The following is a 13,879-nucleotide window of genomic DNA, read 5'->3' as shown; positions in this document are numbered from 1 at the left end:
TTTTTTATGCTGACTTAATTTGCCTAGCTTTATTAAATACCAAAAACACTAAATCCATTATTTACTTCATGAATATTATTCATAAATAACCAATGGAATTAATATGCGGGCTAAATTATATGCTAAAAAGCATGGAATAAGATGAAAGATAAGTAAGAATTGCGAAAAACAGCCAAAGAAAAGGCGACCAATAGGCCGCCTTCTTTCTAATGGTGCTTGATTAACGCGAACGTTTTGTCAGTTCGATAACTCGAAGCTGTGCGATCGCTTTAGCCAAATCACTGGCCGCTTGAGCGAAGTTAATGTCGCCATGCTGATTCTTAATATTTTCCTCAGCCTTGCGTTTAGCTTCTTCTGCCTTAGCTGCGTCTAGGTCTTCACCACGGATAGCGGTATCTGCGAGAACAGTTGCCGAACCAGGTTGAACCTCAACAATACCACCAGAGACATAAATGTACTCTTCGTGGCCATGTTGTTTAACAATACGCACCATACCAGGCGTGATAGCGGTCAGCAGCGGTGTGTGTCCATGGAAAATACCAAGTTCACCCTCGCTACCGGTCACCTGAATCGTTTCAACAAGCCCTGAGAATAAACTTTTCTCAGCACTTACAACGTCCAGATGAAAGGTCATTGCTGCCATATCGCCTCCTAATCAGCCTTATAGCTTCTTCGCATTCTCAAGCGCATCTTCAATTCTACCGCAGTACATGAAGGCTTGCTCAGGAACGTCATCGTAATCACCAGCTAATAAACCCTTAAAGCCAGCTAATGTGTCTTTAAGTGATACGTAAATACCAGGGTCGCCTGTGAATACTTCTGCTACATGGTAAGGTTGAGTTAAGAACTTCTCAATCTTACGGGCACGAGATACAACTTGCTTATCTTCTTCAGATAGCTCGTCCATACCTAGGATAGCAATGATGTCTTTTAGCTCTTTATAACGCTGTAATGTAGATTGTACATTACGTGCGATATCATAGTGCTCTTGACCAACAACAAGTGGATCAAGTTGACGAGATGTAGAATCTAACGGGTCAATCGCTGGGTATAAACCCATAGATGCGATATTACGGTTAAGTACAACTGTCGCATCTAAGTGAGCAAACGTTGTTGCTGGAGATGGATCCGTTAAGTCATCCGCAGGTACATATACCGCTTGAACTGAAGTGATAGAACCACTACGAGTTGAAGTGATACGTTCCTGAAGAACACCCATCTCTTCAGCTAGTGTAGGTTGGTAACCTACTGCTGATGGCATACGACCTAGCAGAGCTGATACTTCAGTTCCGGCAAGCGTATAACGATAGATGTTATCAATGAATAGTAAAACGTCACGACCTTCGTCACGGAAACGCTCTGCCATTGTTAGACCAGTCAAAGCAACACGTAAACGGTTACCCGGTGGCTCATTCATTTGACCGTAAACCATCGCTACTTTTGATTCTTCAGGATGTTCGATGTTTACAACACCTGCTTCCTGCATTTCAAAGTAGAAATCATTACCTTCACGAGTACGCTCACCTACACCTGCAAACACAGATAGGCCAGAGTGCTGTAGTGCGATGTTATTGATAAGTTCCATCATGTTGACAGTCTTACCTACACCAGCACCACCGAATAGACCGATTTTACCACCCTTAGCGAATGGACAAATCAAATCGATTACTTTAACACCCGTCTCTAGAAGTTCAGTCGAGTTTGCCTGCTCTTCATAGCTAGGCGCTGCACGGTGAATTGAATAATGCTCTTCAGCACCAATTTCACCACACTCATCAATCGCGTCCCCAAGAACGTTCATGATACGGCCTAACGTTTTAGTACCCACTGGAACAGTAATTGGCGCGCCAGTATTTTCTACTGTTAAGCCACGACGTAAACCATCTGAGCTACCCATTACGATTGCGCGAACAACGCCACCGCCAATCTGCTGTTGAACTTCAAGAACAAGACGTTCTTTTGCATCAACAACATTCAGAGCATCGTATACACGAGGTACACTGCCTTGTGGGAACTCTACATCGACTACCGCACCGATGATCTGTACGATCTTACCTGTAGTCATCGTTAATCCTCTAAACTGTTTAAATACCTATGCTTAAACCGCTGATGCGCCTGAAACAATTTCAGAAAGCTCTTGTGTAATAGCCGATTGACGGGCTTTGTTATACACAAGTTGCAGTTCATCAATAATGTCACCAGCGTTATCAGTTGCTGCTTTCATCGCAATCATTCGCGCTACGTGTTCGCAGGCTAAATTCTCAACCACACCTTGATACACTTGTGATTCAACGTATCGAACCAATAGGGCATCTAGTAATGGTTTTGGCTCAGGCTCATAAATATAGTCCCAAGCATGAGTGCGTTTCATTGCTTCATCTTCAGATTTAGGCAAAGGAAGTAATTGGTCAATTGTTGGCTCTTGTACCATAGTATTAATGAACTTATTGTTCACTACATACAAGCGATCCAGTTGGCCTTCATCGTATTTCTTAAGCATAACGCCAACAGTACCGATCAGCTCTTCTAAGCTAGGTTTATCACCTAGACCAGAATTTTGAGCAATCACGTTACCACCATAGTTATTAAAGAATGCTGTTGCTTTAGAGCCGATAACGGCTAAATCAATTTCAACACCATCTTCTGACCATGTTTTCATTCCTGCCATGACTTTTTTAAACAAGTTAATGTTTAAGCCACCACACAAACCACGATCACTAGAAATAACAATGTAACCAACACGCTTAGCTTCGCGTTCCTCAAGATACGGATGACGATACTCAAGGTTACCAAGCGCTAAATGACCGATTACTTTACGCATTGTGTCAGCATACGGACGAGACGCTGCCATCGACTCTTGCGAGCGACGCATTTTAGAAGCGGCTACCATTTCCATTGCTTTCGTGATCTTTTGAGTGCTTTTAACACTCCCGATCTTGTTACGAATCTCTTTCGCACCGGCCATCGTTACTCTCCGTTTTCGGGTGACCCATAACAGGCCACCAACGAATTACCAGGTCTGGGTTGCTTTGAAATCTTCAACCAGTTTCACGAACTGATCTTCAATTTCTTTATTCCAAGCACCCGATGAGTCGATCTCTTTTGCTAGATCGGCAAATTGACCACGAGCATACGACAGCAACGCTTCTTCGAAATCCGCAAGCTTAGAAAGCTCGATGTCATTCAAATAGCCTTTCTCAGCTGTAAAGATAACTAATGCTTGATCAAAAACAGACATTGGAGCGTACTGTTTCTGCTTCATAAGCTCAGTTACTTTCTCACCGTGATCAAGTTGCTTTTTAGTCGCTTCATCAAGATCAGATGAGAACTGAGCAAATGCTGCAAGTTCACGATACTGTGCAAGAGCAGTACGAATACCACCAGACAGTTTCTTAATGATCTTAGTTTGCGCAGCACCACCTACACGAGATACAGAGATACCTGGATCTACAGCAGGACGAACACCAGCGGTGAACAGTTCTGTTTGTAGGAAGATCTGACCATCAGTAATCGAGATTACGTTAGTTGGTACAAATGCAGATACATCACCAGCTTGAGTTTCGATGATAGGTAGAGCAGTCAAAGAACCTGTTTTACCTTTCACTTCACCATTAGTGAATTTCTCAACGTACGCTTCGCTTACACGAGCAGCACGCTCTAGTAGACGGGAGTGTAAATAGAATACATCGCCAGGGAACGCTTCACGGCCCGGTGGACGTTTCAATAGTAGAGAAATCTGACGATAAGCTACTGCTTGCTTAGATAGATCATCATAAACAATCAGAGCATCTTCACCGCGGTCACGGAAGTATTCACCCATCGCACAACCTGAATACGGTGCAAGATATTGCAGCGCAGCAGATTCAGAAGCAGAGGCAACAACAACGATAGTGTTCGCTAGTGCGCCATGTTCTTCCAATTTGCGAACTACGTTAGCAATTGTTGATGCCTTTTGGCCAATCGCAACATAGATAGCGTAAATACCAGAATCTTTCTGGTTAATGATCGCATCGATCGCCATTGCTGTTTTACCAGTCTGACGGTCACCGATGATTAGCTCACGCTGACCACGGCCGATTGGGATCATTGAGTCAACTGACTTATAACCAGTCTGTAGTGGTTGGTCTACTGATTTACGATCGATTACACCAGGTGCAATCACTTCTACTGGAGAAGTTAATTTCGCATCAATAGGTCCTTTACCATCAATAGGCTCGCCAAGTGTGTTTACAACACGACCTAACATTTCTGGGCCTACTGGTACTTCAAGGATACGACCAGTACCTGTAACTTTCATGCCTTCTTGTAAGTCAGCATAAGGGCCCATTACAACAGCACCCACTGAGTCACGCTCAAGGTTAAGTGCTAGTGCATAATGGCCACCAGGTAGTTCTATCATTTCGCCTTGCATAACATCAGCAAGGCCGTGGATACGAATAATACCGTCGCTTACAGAAACGATTGTACCTTCATTACGAGCTTCACTTGCAACGTTGAATTTTTCAATACGTTGTTTGATCAGATCGCTAATTTCCGTGGAATTAAGTTGCATGCTCCATTCCCCATCAAGACTGCAATGTTTCACTCAGTCGGCTCAAACGGCCTCTAACTGAGTTATCAATGACTAGGTCTCCGGCTCGAATTATGACCCCAGCTAACAGGGCCTCATCTACGCTACAATTCAGCTTCACTTTGCGCTCTAAACGAGCTTCAAGTTTGGCGCCAATGTCAGCTTTCTGCTGTTCAGTTAGTTCAATTGCCGAAATAATTTCAGCATCAATCACTTTTTCAAACTCATGTTGTAAAAAGATATATTGATCTAACACATCAGGTAGAACCTTCAAACGACCGTTTTCAGCCATTATGTGAATAAGATTCTGTCCAAACTCGTTCAGTTGTTCGCCACAAATAGAAATAAAGATTTCCGCTAATTTTTCTGGTGCAACTGCACCATCTAGCAATTGAGCCATGTCTTTATTTTTTGTAACTTCTGAACAAAAAGTTAACATTTGAACCCATTGGTTCAATTCGTTCTTTTCGACCGCAAAGTCAAAAGCTGCTTTCGCGTAGGGGCGTGCGATGGTTGTCATTGTCGACATATCTTGGCCCCTTTTACTTACAATTTCGCAGTGATGTTATCAAGAATATCTTTCTGCGCTTCTAAATTAATAGAACGCTCCAAGATTTTCTCAGCACCAATCACAGCCAGAGTTGCAACTTGTTTACGCAGTTCATCGCGAGCACGGTTGCGTTCAGTTTCAAGTTCAGCTTCACCTTGAGTAAGAATCTTCTGACGTTCTGTCAGAGCTTCTTCACGAGCTTCATCTAAAATTTGACCTTTACGCTTATTTGCTTGTTCGATGATCTCAGTTGCAGCGCGCTTTGCTTCTTTCAATTGATCAGAAGCATTCGCTTGTGCCAAGTCAAGGTCTTTAGCTGCGCGTTCAGCGGCAGATAAACCGTCAGCAATTTTCTTCTGACGTTCCTCTATCGCTTCCATGATTGGTGGCCATACATATTTCATGCAGAACCAAACAAACAGAGCAAAAGCGATTGCTTGACCAAGCAGAGTTGCGTTCATATTCAAAACAGCTACCCCTCGTTAAGAATCAGCTACAAAAATTCAATTAGCAGTGGCAATTAGCCCGCTAGTTGACCAACAAATGGGTTAGCAAATGTGAATAGTAGCGCGATAACGATACCGATCATTGGAACCGCATCCAATAGACCAGCGATGATGAACATCTTAACTTGTAGCATTGGAGCCATTTCAGGTTGACGTGCAGCGCCTTCAAGGAATTTACCGCCAAGAATTGCGAATCCAATCGCTGTGCCAAGTGAAGCAAGACCTACAATGATGCCTACGGCGATTGCAGAAAAGCTCAGTAAAGTTTCCATTTACTTTCTCCAGTTTTGTTGTTGTCGGCAAAGTGCCATTGATAAATATATTTTATTAAAATTAATGATCAGGATCTTCATGAGCCATTGACAGATAAACGATTGTCAACATCATGAATACGAACGCCTGAATCAAAATAACTAAAATGTGGAAGATAGCCCAAGGTAGTGCACCTACCCATTGTAAATACCACGGTAGCATTGCCGCAATAAGAATAAACACCACCTCACCAGCAAACATATTACCAAACAAACGCATACCTAAAGAAAGAGGCTTCGCTAATAACGAAATAACTTCCAATAGTAGGTTGAATGGAATCATGATTGGGTGATTAAACGGGTGAAGTGCTAATTCTTTAGCGAACCCGCCAAGTCCTTTAACCTTGATGCTGTAATAGATCATCAACGCAAAAACACCTAACGCCATTGCCATGGTGATATTCACATCAGCAGAAGGAACCACCTTAAGATAAGGGATACCTAACCAATGCGCTGCAGAGTATGGTAAGAAATCGATTGGAATTAAATCCATCAAGTTCATTAAAATAACCCAGCAGAAGATAGTTAGTGCCAGTGGAGCAACTAATGGATTGCGTCCATGGAAAGTTTCTTTAACGTTGTCAGCAACGAATTCCACGACCATTTCAACAAAACATTGTAGCTTTCCTGGTACTCCTGTTGTTGCTTTCTTTGCTACAGAACGAAAAACCCAAAGGAATAACATCCCTGTAAGCACAGAAAAGAACAGGCTATCGATATGTACGTTCCAGAAGCTTGTTTCATCAGCAACCATACCTAGTTTCGCAAGAGACAGGTTTGATAGGTGATGCTCAATATATCCAGATTGTGTTAGCGCTTCGCCTGGCGCAGCCATAACTTTTCCTATTTTCTGTTGTTAATAAAGAGAACTGGTGCAAAGATATTAATACCCAGTACCAGCAAATAGGTTAGTTTGAGGGGAACAAGTTCCACCTCCATATACACGTAGGCAACAGAAAATAAGACGACTGTTATAAGAATTTTTAACACTTCGCCAGCATAGAAAGAAACAGCAACCTTTTTAGCCGCTCTTGCTCCACTGAACATAAATGCACACCCTGCAAATACCGCATTAGCAATGACATAAATGCCACCCCCAATAAACGCAGAGATCCCCCAGCTAGCACTAACGGCTAAGCTCATTCCTACTGCCATGAAAATAACCACGCTAAGCTGGATCATAATCAGTCGTTTGGCTAGCAAACGGCCAGGTCTAGCTAACGTAGCTACCATGTATTCTTCCTTAAAAGCATCTTTACCTTGATATAAATCAACACAAGGTGAAGATTTTGCAAAAATTATACGTTGCACTAATATGAATGCAATCAAATAGCATCAAATAGTTACATTTATGAGAACAAAACAGTAAGTTTTACGATGAAAAATACAATAATAATGTCAACTACTGCTTTATATCACATTTAACTTTCTAGCTTTGTAATCAGTTGTTCTAATTTGTGAGCCTCGTCAAAGCTAATCGTTAACTTACCTTTACCCGACGTATTTTGCGTAATAACGACTTTTGAACCCAAAGTCTCTGACAGTTTTGTAGATAGAGCTTCAATTTGAGCGTCTTTCTCACTGACTTCCACTTCAACAACAGGCGCTAATAATTTCTTCACTTGTTGTTCAGTTTGACGAACAGTCAGCTTCTTTTTCACGACAATATGCGCTAATTCAATCTGTAATTCAGACTCTAAAGCTAACAAAGCACGGGCGTGACCCATTTCTAAAGATTTAGCTTCAACTAATGCTTTAACTTCATCAGATAATGCGTTCAAGCGTAATAGGTTAGTAACCGTAGTGCGAGATTTACCTATCACATCCGAAATTTGTTGATGCGTTAATTCAAATTCTCTCTGTAAACGTTCTAACGCCTGAGCTTCTTCAATCGCATTTAAATCTTCACGTTGAATGTTTTCAATCAGAGCCATCGCAATAGCGGCTTTGTCTTCAGCGACTTTAACAACACATGGAATGTGTTTTAACCCAGCTTGTTTTGCCGCTCTAAAACGTCGTTCACCTGCAATAATTTCATATTGTAATGGTGCAATTTCACGAACAACGATAGGTTGAATAATCCCTTGAGAACGAATAGACAAAGCAAGTTCATCTAAGGCTTCTTTTTCCATGATCTTACGCGGTTGATACTGACCAGGAGTTAATTGATGAATACCAAGCTCAATTAATTGAGAATTTTTTGCTAATGACTCACTTTGAACAGCGGCAGTCTGCTTTTCACGAGCTAATGAGCTTGTCGCTAATAGCGCATCAAGTCCTTTCCCTAAACCACGTTTATTACTCATGAATTTTTGTTTCCCTTTCTTTTTCCAGTTCGTCACGGCGGATTATCTCTCCGGCAAGAGCAAGGTATGCTTTTGCACCATTTGAGTATTTATCATAATACATTGCAGGTTTACCATGACTTGGCGCTTCCGCTAATCGAACATTACGAGGAATAACAGTGCGATACACTTTATCTCCGAAATGTTTTTTAAGTTGATCAGACACATCATTAGCTAATCGATTTCGAGGGTCATACATGGTTCTAAGTAGACCTTCAATTTTCAAATCTGCATTAACTACTGCCGCTAATTTACTAATAGTGTCAATTAATGCGGTTAGCCCCTCTAGTGCATAATATTCACATTGCATAGGGACTAATACAGAATCGGACGCAGCCATGGCGTTAATTGTAAGGAGATTTAATGCAGGAGGGCAATCAATAAAGATGAAATCATAGTTACCACGAACTGGGTAGATCATATTGCGTAAACGAACTTCACGCGCAAACACTTCCATCAATTTAATTTCAGCAGCTGTAATGTCACCATTAGCGGCTATGAGATCATAACCACCAGAGGTTTCTTCTATAACTACCTTATCAAAAGGCACTTCATCAACCAACAACTCATAAGCCGTTGCATCTACATCATATTTATCTACGCCACTGGCCATAGTAGCATTACCTTGAGCATCTAAGTCAATCAGTAATACTTTACGATTTGTTGCAGCCATTGAAGCGGCAAGGTTCACCGCCGTTGTTGTTTTGCCTACGCCACCTTTTTGGTTCGCAATAGAGATAACTCTTCCCACATTAACCTCATTCCATTATTTTTTTCCGGTTAAGGTGACTAAGTGTCTTTCACCCTCTAACTCCGGAACGATCAATGTCACTACATCTCTGACTGAACACCATTCAGGAAGATCATTTGCTTCTTCTTCTGAGTAGATCCCTTTTAATGCCAAAAACACACCATCTTCTTTTGGTAGATGATGACACCAATTCACCATGTCTGTCATTGACGCAAACGCACGACTTAGGACTGCATCAAACTTTTCTTCCGGTTGGAAGTCTTCAACACGACTTTGAATCGGAGTGACATTGGTTATTTTTAATTCATGAATCACTTGTTTAATAAAGCGAATTCGCTTTCCTAAGCTATCGAGCAGTGTAAATGACTTTTCAGGATTCATGATAGCTAATGGTATCCCTGGTAAACCAGGACCTGTACCAACATCAATAAATCGCTCACCAGATAGATTTGGACTAACAACAATACTATCCAAGATATGTTTAATTACCATTTCACTTGGGTTTCTTACTGAGGTTAAGTTATACGCTTTATTCCACTTATGAAGTAGAGCGACATAACCAAGTAATTGTTCTTTTTGCAATTCAGAGACAGTTAAATCAGTTTGAGCAATCAAACGATCGAATTGTTGAGATAAATCGGTCACGTTACTCACCTTTCTTCAATAAACCATGTTTTTTTAAATGAACTAACAAAATTGAAATCGCAGCCGGTGTAATTCCTGAAATTCGAGATGCTATACCAATACTTTCAGGTTTTGCGTCGCTTAATTTTGCGACTACTTCATTTGAAAGACCTTTAACTTTGTTGTATTCCAAATCAAACGGCAATTTTGTATTTTCATGACGTAATGATTTTTCAATTTCATCACGTTGACGTTGAATATAACCCGCGTACTTAGTTTGAATTTCAACTTGTTCAGACGCTTGTTGATCATCACTAGCAGGACCAAATTTTTCAATTGTCATTAATGATGAATACGTAACTTCTGGGCGACGAAGAAGATCCTCACCACTTGCTTCACGAACGATCGGTGTTTTTAAGATCGAGTTAACTTGATCTATATTTTCAGACGTTGGATTGATCCAAATATCTTTTAAACGTTGGCGTTCTTTTTCAATATTTTCTACTTTTTCATTAAAACGAGACCAACGAATATCATCAACAAGTCCAAGTTCTCGACCTTGTTCAGTTAAGCGTAAATCAGCGTTATCTTCACGTAATGATAAGCGGTATTCAGCACGAGAAGTGAACATTCTGTAAGGTTCTTTTGTGCCAAGCGTTGATAAATCATCAATTAATACGCCCATGTAGGCTTCATCACGACGCGGGCTCCAGCCTTCTTTTCCTTGAGAGAATAAGCTTGCATTTAAACCAGCCATTAAGCCTTGCGCAGCCGCTTCTTCATAACCGGTCGTTCCGTTTATTTGACCAGCAAAGAATAAGCCTTCAATGAACTTCGTTTCATACGTTGCTTTTAAATCTCGAGGATCAAAGAAATCGTATTCTATCGCATAACCTGGACGCACAATGTGTGCATTTTCGAATCCTTTCATTGAACGAACAATTTGTAATTGAACGTCAAAGGGAAGGCTTGTTGAAATGCCATTCGGGTACAATTCGTGGGTTGTTAGTCCTTCTGGCTCAATGAATATTTGGTGACTGTCTTTATCTGCAAAACGCATTACTTTATCTTCAATTGAAGGACAGTAACGTGGACCAATACCTTCAATAACTCCCGCATACATAGGGCTACGGTCTAAATTTTTACGAATGACATCATGCGTTTTTTCATTAGTGTGAGTAATAAAACAATTTACTTGTTGTGGATGTTGTTGACGGTTACCTAAAAAGGAAAATACAGGGGTTGGATTATCACCGGGTTGTGCTTCTAAATTGGAGAAATCAACACTTCTTGCATCAATTCGAGGTGGAGTACCTGTTTTCAGACGATCTATTCTAAACGGACGATCTCTTAAACGTTGAGCAAGAGTGATCGAAGAAGGATCTCCTGCACGGCCTCCTGAGAAGTTTTCCATTCCGATATGTATCTGACCCCCTAAAAATGTGCCAGCAGTCAGTACAACTGATTTAGCACGGAATTTAAGGCCCATTTGAGTGACAGCACCGATAACTTTATCATTTTCAATGATCAAATCGTCTACCGCTTGCTGAAACAAGGTTAAGTTTGGTTGATTTTCTAATACAGAACGTACGTAGGCTTTGTATAACGCGCGATCGGCTTGGGCACGAGTTGCTCGAACTGCTGGTCCTTTCGATGCATTCAGTGTTCTAAATTGTATACCACTGTGATCAATGGCTTCAGCCATTAACCCGCCTAAAGCATCGACTTCTTTTACCAAATGGCCCTTGCCGATCCCACCAATTGCTGGGTTACACGACATTTGACCTAATGTATCAATGTTATGAGTAAGTAAGAGTGTCTTTTGTCCGGTTCTAGCTGCAGCAAGTGCTGCCTCTGTACCAGCATGACCACCGCCAATAACAATGACATCAAAGTTTTCTTGGTAAAACATGATTAGACCTTAGGTGTTTTAAAGAGTTGGATGAATTTAATCAAGGAGGAGTATTTTACCCTTTTTCTAGGCTTGAGAGAAATGAAAAAATGATGAAGTTTTAAAATTTAAGATCACTTAATATATATAAGATCTTTTAAAGAGATCTCTTATTAGATCTATTATATAGATCGTCGATCTCTGTGGATAAGTGCTAAATGATCAACGAGATCAATATCTTTGGATCGATCTAAAGATGTTATTTAACGTTGATCTTCGATCGGACTGCTTGTGGGTAAAAAGCTTACTTATCCACAAGGTGGGAGAGGGTAAGATCTTATTCAATGGATAACTATGACTTGATCACTGGATCATAGCCTAGTTATCCACAATAAAGGTTTTGCTTATTTAATAACTTTCACTCATGCATTGCATCATTTTATTAACATATGTGTTGTTTTAACCACAACTCAGCAGGTTCCTCTGGTATTGGATTTTGAGTGACATCAATCTCTAATAATGGAAATATTTCTTTTACATTGCGATTATGAAGTACTTTTTGTAATGATTTTCCAGCAGCACAGAAGGTATCGTAGTTAGAATCACCAATAGCGATGATGGCGAACTCGACGTCTGATAAGTCTTGCGAACCTTCTTCTAACTCTTGAATAAAAGGCTTTATGTTGTCTGGATAATCCCCTGCACCATGTGTTGATACGACCAAAATCCAGAGGCCTTTTGTATCAATTTCAGAGAGAATTGGTTGATTATGAATATCAGTAGCAAAGTCCATTTCTTCTAATAAATCTGCGATATGGTCGCCAACGTATTCAGCAGCACCAAGGGTGCTACCTGTAATAATTGATGCGTTTTTCATGAATTTTTCCTATAAAAAATGGGCCGTAATAGCCCATTATTGATTGTGTTTATGCTGGAAGGATTTATTTACCAATACAGAAAGAAGTAAAAATCCGCCCTAATAAGTCATCAGAACTGAATTCACCGGTTATTTCACTTAGGTGTTGTTGAGCGATTCTTAGTTCTTCAGCAAGGATTTCTCCTGCCATATAACCTTCAAGTTGTTGCTGACCGATATCAAGGTGTTCAGATGCCTTTTCTAATGCTTCGAGATGACGTCTGCGTGCCATAAAGCCACCTTCTTGATTGCCAGAGAAGCCCATGCATTCTTTTAAATGCAATCGCAAAGCATCAACACCTTCACCTGTTTTTGCTGATAAGCGAATAAGAGTAGGATCGTTAACGTGGCAAATACCAAGATTTTCACCGGTTTGATCGGCTTTATTTCGAATGACTGTCATACCCATATTCTTAGGTAATCGATCTAGAAATTCAGGCCAGATAACTTTAGGGTCAGTTGCATCAGTTGTTGTGCCATCAACCATAAATAAAACTCGGTCTGCTTGGGCTATTTCTTGCCACGCGCGTTCTATACCAATACGTTCTACTTCATCTGACGCTTCTCGAAGACCTGCGGTATCAATAATATGCAATGGCATACCATCAATGTGAATATGCTCTCTCAAGACATCACGGGTTGTGCCTGCGATATCAGTAACGATAGCGCTGTCTTTGCCTGATAATGCGTTCAGAAGGCTCGATTTACCTGCGTTTGGGCGACCTGCAATAACTACCTTCATACCTTCACGCATAATGGCACCTTGATTCGCTTCTTGGCGAACCGCGTTAAGGTTATCAATAATGCCTTGTAAGTCACCACTCACTTTGCCATCCGCCAGAAAGTCGATTTCTTCTTCTGGGAAATCTATCGCAGCTTCAACGTAGATACGCAGATAAATAAGTGATTCAACTAAGGTGTTTATTTTTCTAGAGAAAACACCTTGTAATGAATTAAGTGCTGATTTTGCTGCTTCTTCTGAACTTGCATCAATTAAATCGGCAATGGCTTCTGCTTGGGCTAAATCCATTTTATCGTTCAAAAAAGCTCTTTCTGAGAACTCTCCTGGGCGAGCCGTTCGGATCCCTTCAATTTTTAAGATGCGTTTAATCAACATATCCATAACGACAGGACCGCCATGTCCTTGAAGCTCTAGAACATCTTCACCAGTAAAAGAATGTGGATTAGGAAAATACAGGGCGATACCTTGATCAAGTTCTAAACCATTATCATCTTTAAATGGCGTGTACTCAGCGTAACGCGGCTTAAGTGTCTTTCCTACGACTTCTAGGGCGACTTGTTGAGCTTTAGGACCTGATACTCGAATGATGCCTACGCCGCCTCGTCCAGGGGCAGTTGCTTGTGCAACGATGGTGTCTGTATGTAATGTCATGATTATTCTTAATGTCTATTGC

Annotated in this window: 15 protein-coding genes; all 15 read right to left on the bottom strand. The window is 41.0% G+C overall.

Features of this window, described 5'->3' with window-relative positions; genetic code table 11:
• Nucleotides 1–220: 220 nt before the first annotated feature.
• The 15 genes from A6E04_RS16770 to mnmE all read right to left on the bottom strand — a co-directional run bounded on the left by A6E04_RS16770 (nt 221) and on the right by mnmE (nt 13,857).
• A complete protein-coding gene (locus tag A6E04_RS16770; protein ID WP_012551441.1) occupies nt 221–643 on the bottom strand; it encodes a F0F1 ATP synthase subunit epsilon in 423 nt (140 codons plus the stop codon).
• An 18-nt stretch (nt 644–661) separates the two neighbouring features.
• Nucleotides 662–2,065 carry a F0F1 ATP synthase subunit beta gene (atpD, locus tag A6E04_RS16765; RefSeq protein WP_012551442.1) on the bottom strand — a complete coding sequence of 468 codons (1,404 nt, stop codon included), beginning with the start codon at nt 2,063–2,065 and terminating at the stop codon, nt 662–664.
• A 33-nt stretch (nt 2,066–2,098) separates the two neighbouring features.
• The gene (gene atpG / locus A6E04_RS16760) at nt 2,099–2,965 is read right to left on the bottom strand and encodes a F0F1 ATP synthase subunit gamma (RefSeq protein WP_017020788.1); all 867 of its coding nucleotides are present in this window, start codon (nt 2,963–2,965) and stop codon (nt 2,099–2,101) included.
• A gap of 45 nt (nt 2,966–3,010) precedes the next feature.
• Nucleotides 3,011–4,552 carry a F0F1 ATP synthase subunit alpha gene (atpA, locus tag A6E04_RS16755; protein WP_017020787.1) on the bottom strand — a complete coding sequence of 514 codons (1,542 nt, stop codon included), beginning with the start codon at nt 4,550–4,552 and terminating at the stop codon, nt 3,011–3,013.
• A 13-nt stretch (nt 4,553–4,565) separates the two neighbouring features.
• Nucleotides 4,566–5,099 carry a F0F1 ATP synthase subunit delta gene (atpH, locus tag A6E04_RS16750; RefSeq protein ID WP_023604449.1) on the bottom strand — a complete coding sequence of 178 codons (534 nt, stop codon included), beginning with the start codon at nt 5,097–5,099 and terminating at the stop codon, nt 4,566–4,568.
• A 17-nt stretch (nt 5,100–5,116) separates the two neighbouring features.
• Complete coding sequence (gene atpF, locus A6E04_RS16745) at nt 5,117–5,587, bottom strand: F0F1 ATP synthase subunit B (RefSeq protein WP_017020785.1); 471 nt, start codon at nt 5,585–5,587, stop codon at nt 5,117–5,119.
• Between the two features lie 53 nt (nt 5,588–5,640).
• Nucleotides 5,641–5,898 carry a F0F1 ATP synthase subunit C gene (atpE, locus tag A6E04_RS16740; RefSeq protein WP_012551447.1) on the bottom strand — a complete coding sequence of 86 codons (258 nt, stop codon included), beginning with the start codon at nt 5,896–5,898 and terminating at the stop codon, nt 5,641–5,643.
• Nucleotides 5,899–5,959: 61 nt separating this feature from the next.
• Complete coding sequence (gene atpB, locus A6E04_RS16735) at nt 5,960–6,772, bottom strand: F0F1 ATP synthase subunit A (RefSeq protein WP_012551448.1); 813 nt, start codon at nt 6,770–6,772, stop codon at nt 5,960–5,962.
• Between the two features lie 8 nt (nt 6,773–6,780).
• Nucleotides 6,781–7,170 carry a F0F1 ATP synthase subunit I gene (locus A6E04_RS16730; protein ID WP_023604448.1) on the bottom strand — a complete coding sequence of 130 codons (390 nt, stop codon included), beginning with the start codon at nt 7,168–7,170 and terminating at the stop codon, nt 6,781–6,783.
• A 188-nt stretch (nt 7,171–7,358) separates the two neighbouring features.
• The gene (locus A6E04_RS16725) at nt 7,359–8,243 is read right to left on the bottom strand and encodes a ParB/RepB/Spo0J family partition protein (protein ID WP_023604447.1); all 885 of its coding nucleotides are present in this window, start codon (nt 8,241–8,243) and stop codon (nt 7,359–7,361) included.
• Nucleotides 8,236–9,033 carry a ParA family protein gene (locus A6E04_RS16720; RefSeq protein WP_012551451.1) on the bottom strand — a complete coding sequence of 266 codons (798 nt, stop codon included), beginning with the start codon at nt 9,031–9,033 and terminating at the stop codon, nt 8,236–8,238. Before A6E04_RS16720 ends, A6E04_RS16725 begins: the two co-directional genes overlap by 8 nt.
• A gap of 15 nt (nt 9,034–9,048) precedes the next feature.
• A complete protein-coding gene (rsmG, locus tag A6E04_RS16715; protein ID WP_012551452.1) occupies nt 9,049–9,678 on the bottom strand; it encodes a 16S rRNA (guanine(527)-N(7))-methyltransferase RsmG in 630 nt (209 codons plus the stop codon).
• Between the two features lies 1 nt (nt 9,679).
• On the bottom strand, nt 9,680–11,569 hold the full coding sequence (gene mnmG, locus A6E04_RS16710; protein WP_017020784.1) for a tRNA uridine-5-carboxymethylaminomethyl(34) synthesis enzyme MnmG: 1,890 nt from the start codon (nt 11,567–11,569) through the stop codon (nt 9,680–9,682).
• A gap of 421 nt (nt 11,570–11,990) precedes the next feature.
• Entirely contained in the window at nt 11,991–12,425 is a 435-nt protein-coding gene (gene mioC, locus A6E04_RS16705) for an FMN-binding protein MioC (protein ID WP_012548911.1), read from the bottom strand.
• Between the two features lie 64 nt (nt 12,426–12,489).
• Nucleotides 12,490–13,857, bottom strand: a complete 1,368-nt coding sequence (gene mnmE / locus A6E04_RS16700) for a tRNA uridine-5-carboxymethylaminomethyl(34) synthesis GTPase MnmE (protein WP_012548912.1) — start codon at nt 13,855–13,857, stop codon at nt 12,490–12,492.
• Nucleotides 13,858–13,879 lie beyond the last annotated feature (22 nt).

Source organism: Aliivibrio logei (assembly GCF_001691055.1).
In the GTDB taxonomy this organism is placed as follows: domain Bacteria; phylum Pseudomonadota; class Gammaproteobacteria; order Enterobacterales; family Vibrionaceae; genus Aliivibrio; species Aliivibrio salmonicida.
The sequence above is the reverse complement of the archived record's forward strand: the minus strand, read 5'-3'. Positions and strand labels throughout refer to the sequence as shown.

Coding starts and splice junctions, on each gene's coding strand:
- A6E04_RS16770 (WP_012551441.1), bottom strand. CDS start 643: ATGGCAGCAATGACCTTTCATCTGGACGTTGTAAGTGCTGAGAAAAGT.
- atpH (WP_023604449.1), bottom strand. CDS start 5,099: ATGTCGACAATGACAACCATCGCACGCCCCTACGCGAAAGCAGCTTTT.
- mioC (WP_012548911.1), bottom strand. CDS start 12,425: ATGAAAAACGCATCAATTATTACAGGTAGCACCCTTGGTGCTGCTGAA.
- atpD (WP_012551442.1), bottom strand. CDS start 2,065: ATGACTACAGGTAAGATCGTACAGATCATCGGTGCGGTAGTCGATGTA.
- atpE (WP_012551447.1), bottom strand. CDS start 5,898: ATGGAAACTTTACTGAGCTTTTCTGCAATCGCCGTAGGCATCATTGTA.
- mnmG (WP_017020784.1), bottom strand. CDS start 11,569: ATGTTTTACCAAGAAAACTTTGATGTCATTGTTATTGGCGGTGGTCAT.
- mnmE (WP_012548912.1), bottom strand. CDS start 13,857: ATGACATTACATACAGACACCATCGTTGCACAAGCAACTGCCCCTGGA.
- A6E04_RS16730 (WP_023604448.1), bottom strand. CDS start 7,170: ATGGTAGCTACGTTAGCTAGACCTGGCCGTTTGCTAGCCAAACGACTG.
- atpA (WP_017020787.1), bottom strand. CDS start 4,552: ATGCAACTTAATTCCACGGAAATTAGCGATCTGATCAAACAACGTATT.
- atpB (WP_012551448.1), bottom strand. CDS start 6,772: ATGGCTGCGCCAGGCGAAGCGCTAACACAATCTGGATATATTGAGCAT.
- A6E04_RS16725 (WP_023604447.1), bottom strand. CDS start 8,243: ATGAGTAATAAACGTGGTTTAGGGAAAGGACTTGATGCGCTATTAGCG.
- atpG (WP_017020788.1), bottom strand. CDS start 2,965: ATGGCCGGTGCGAAAGAGATTCGTAACAAGATCGGGAGTGTTAAAAGC.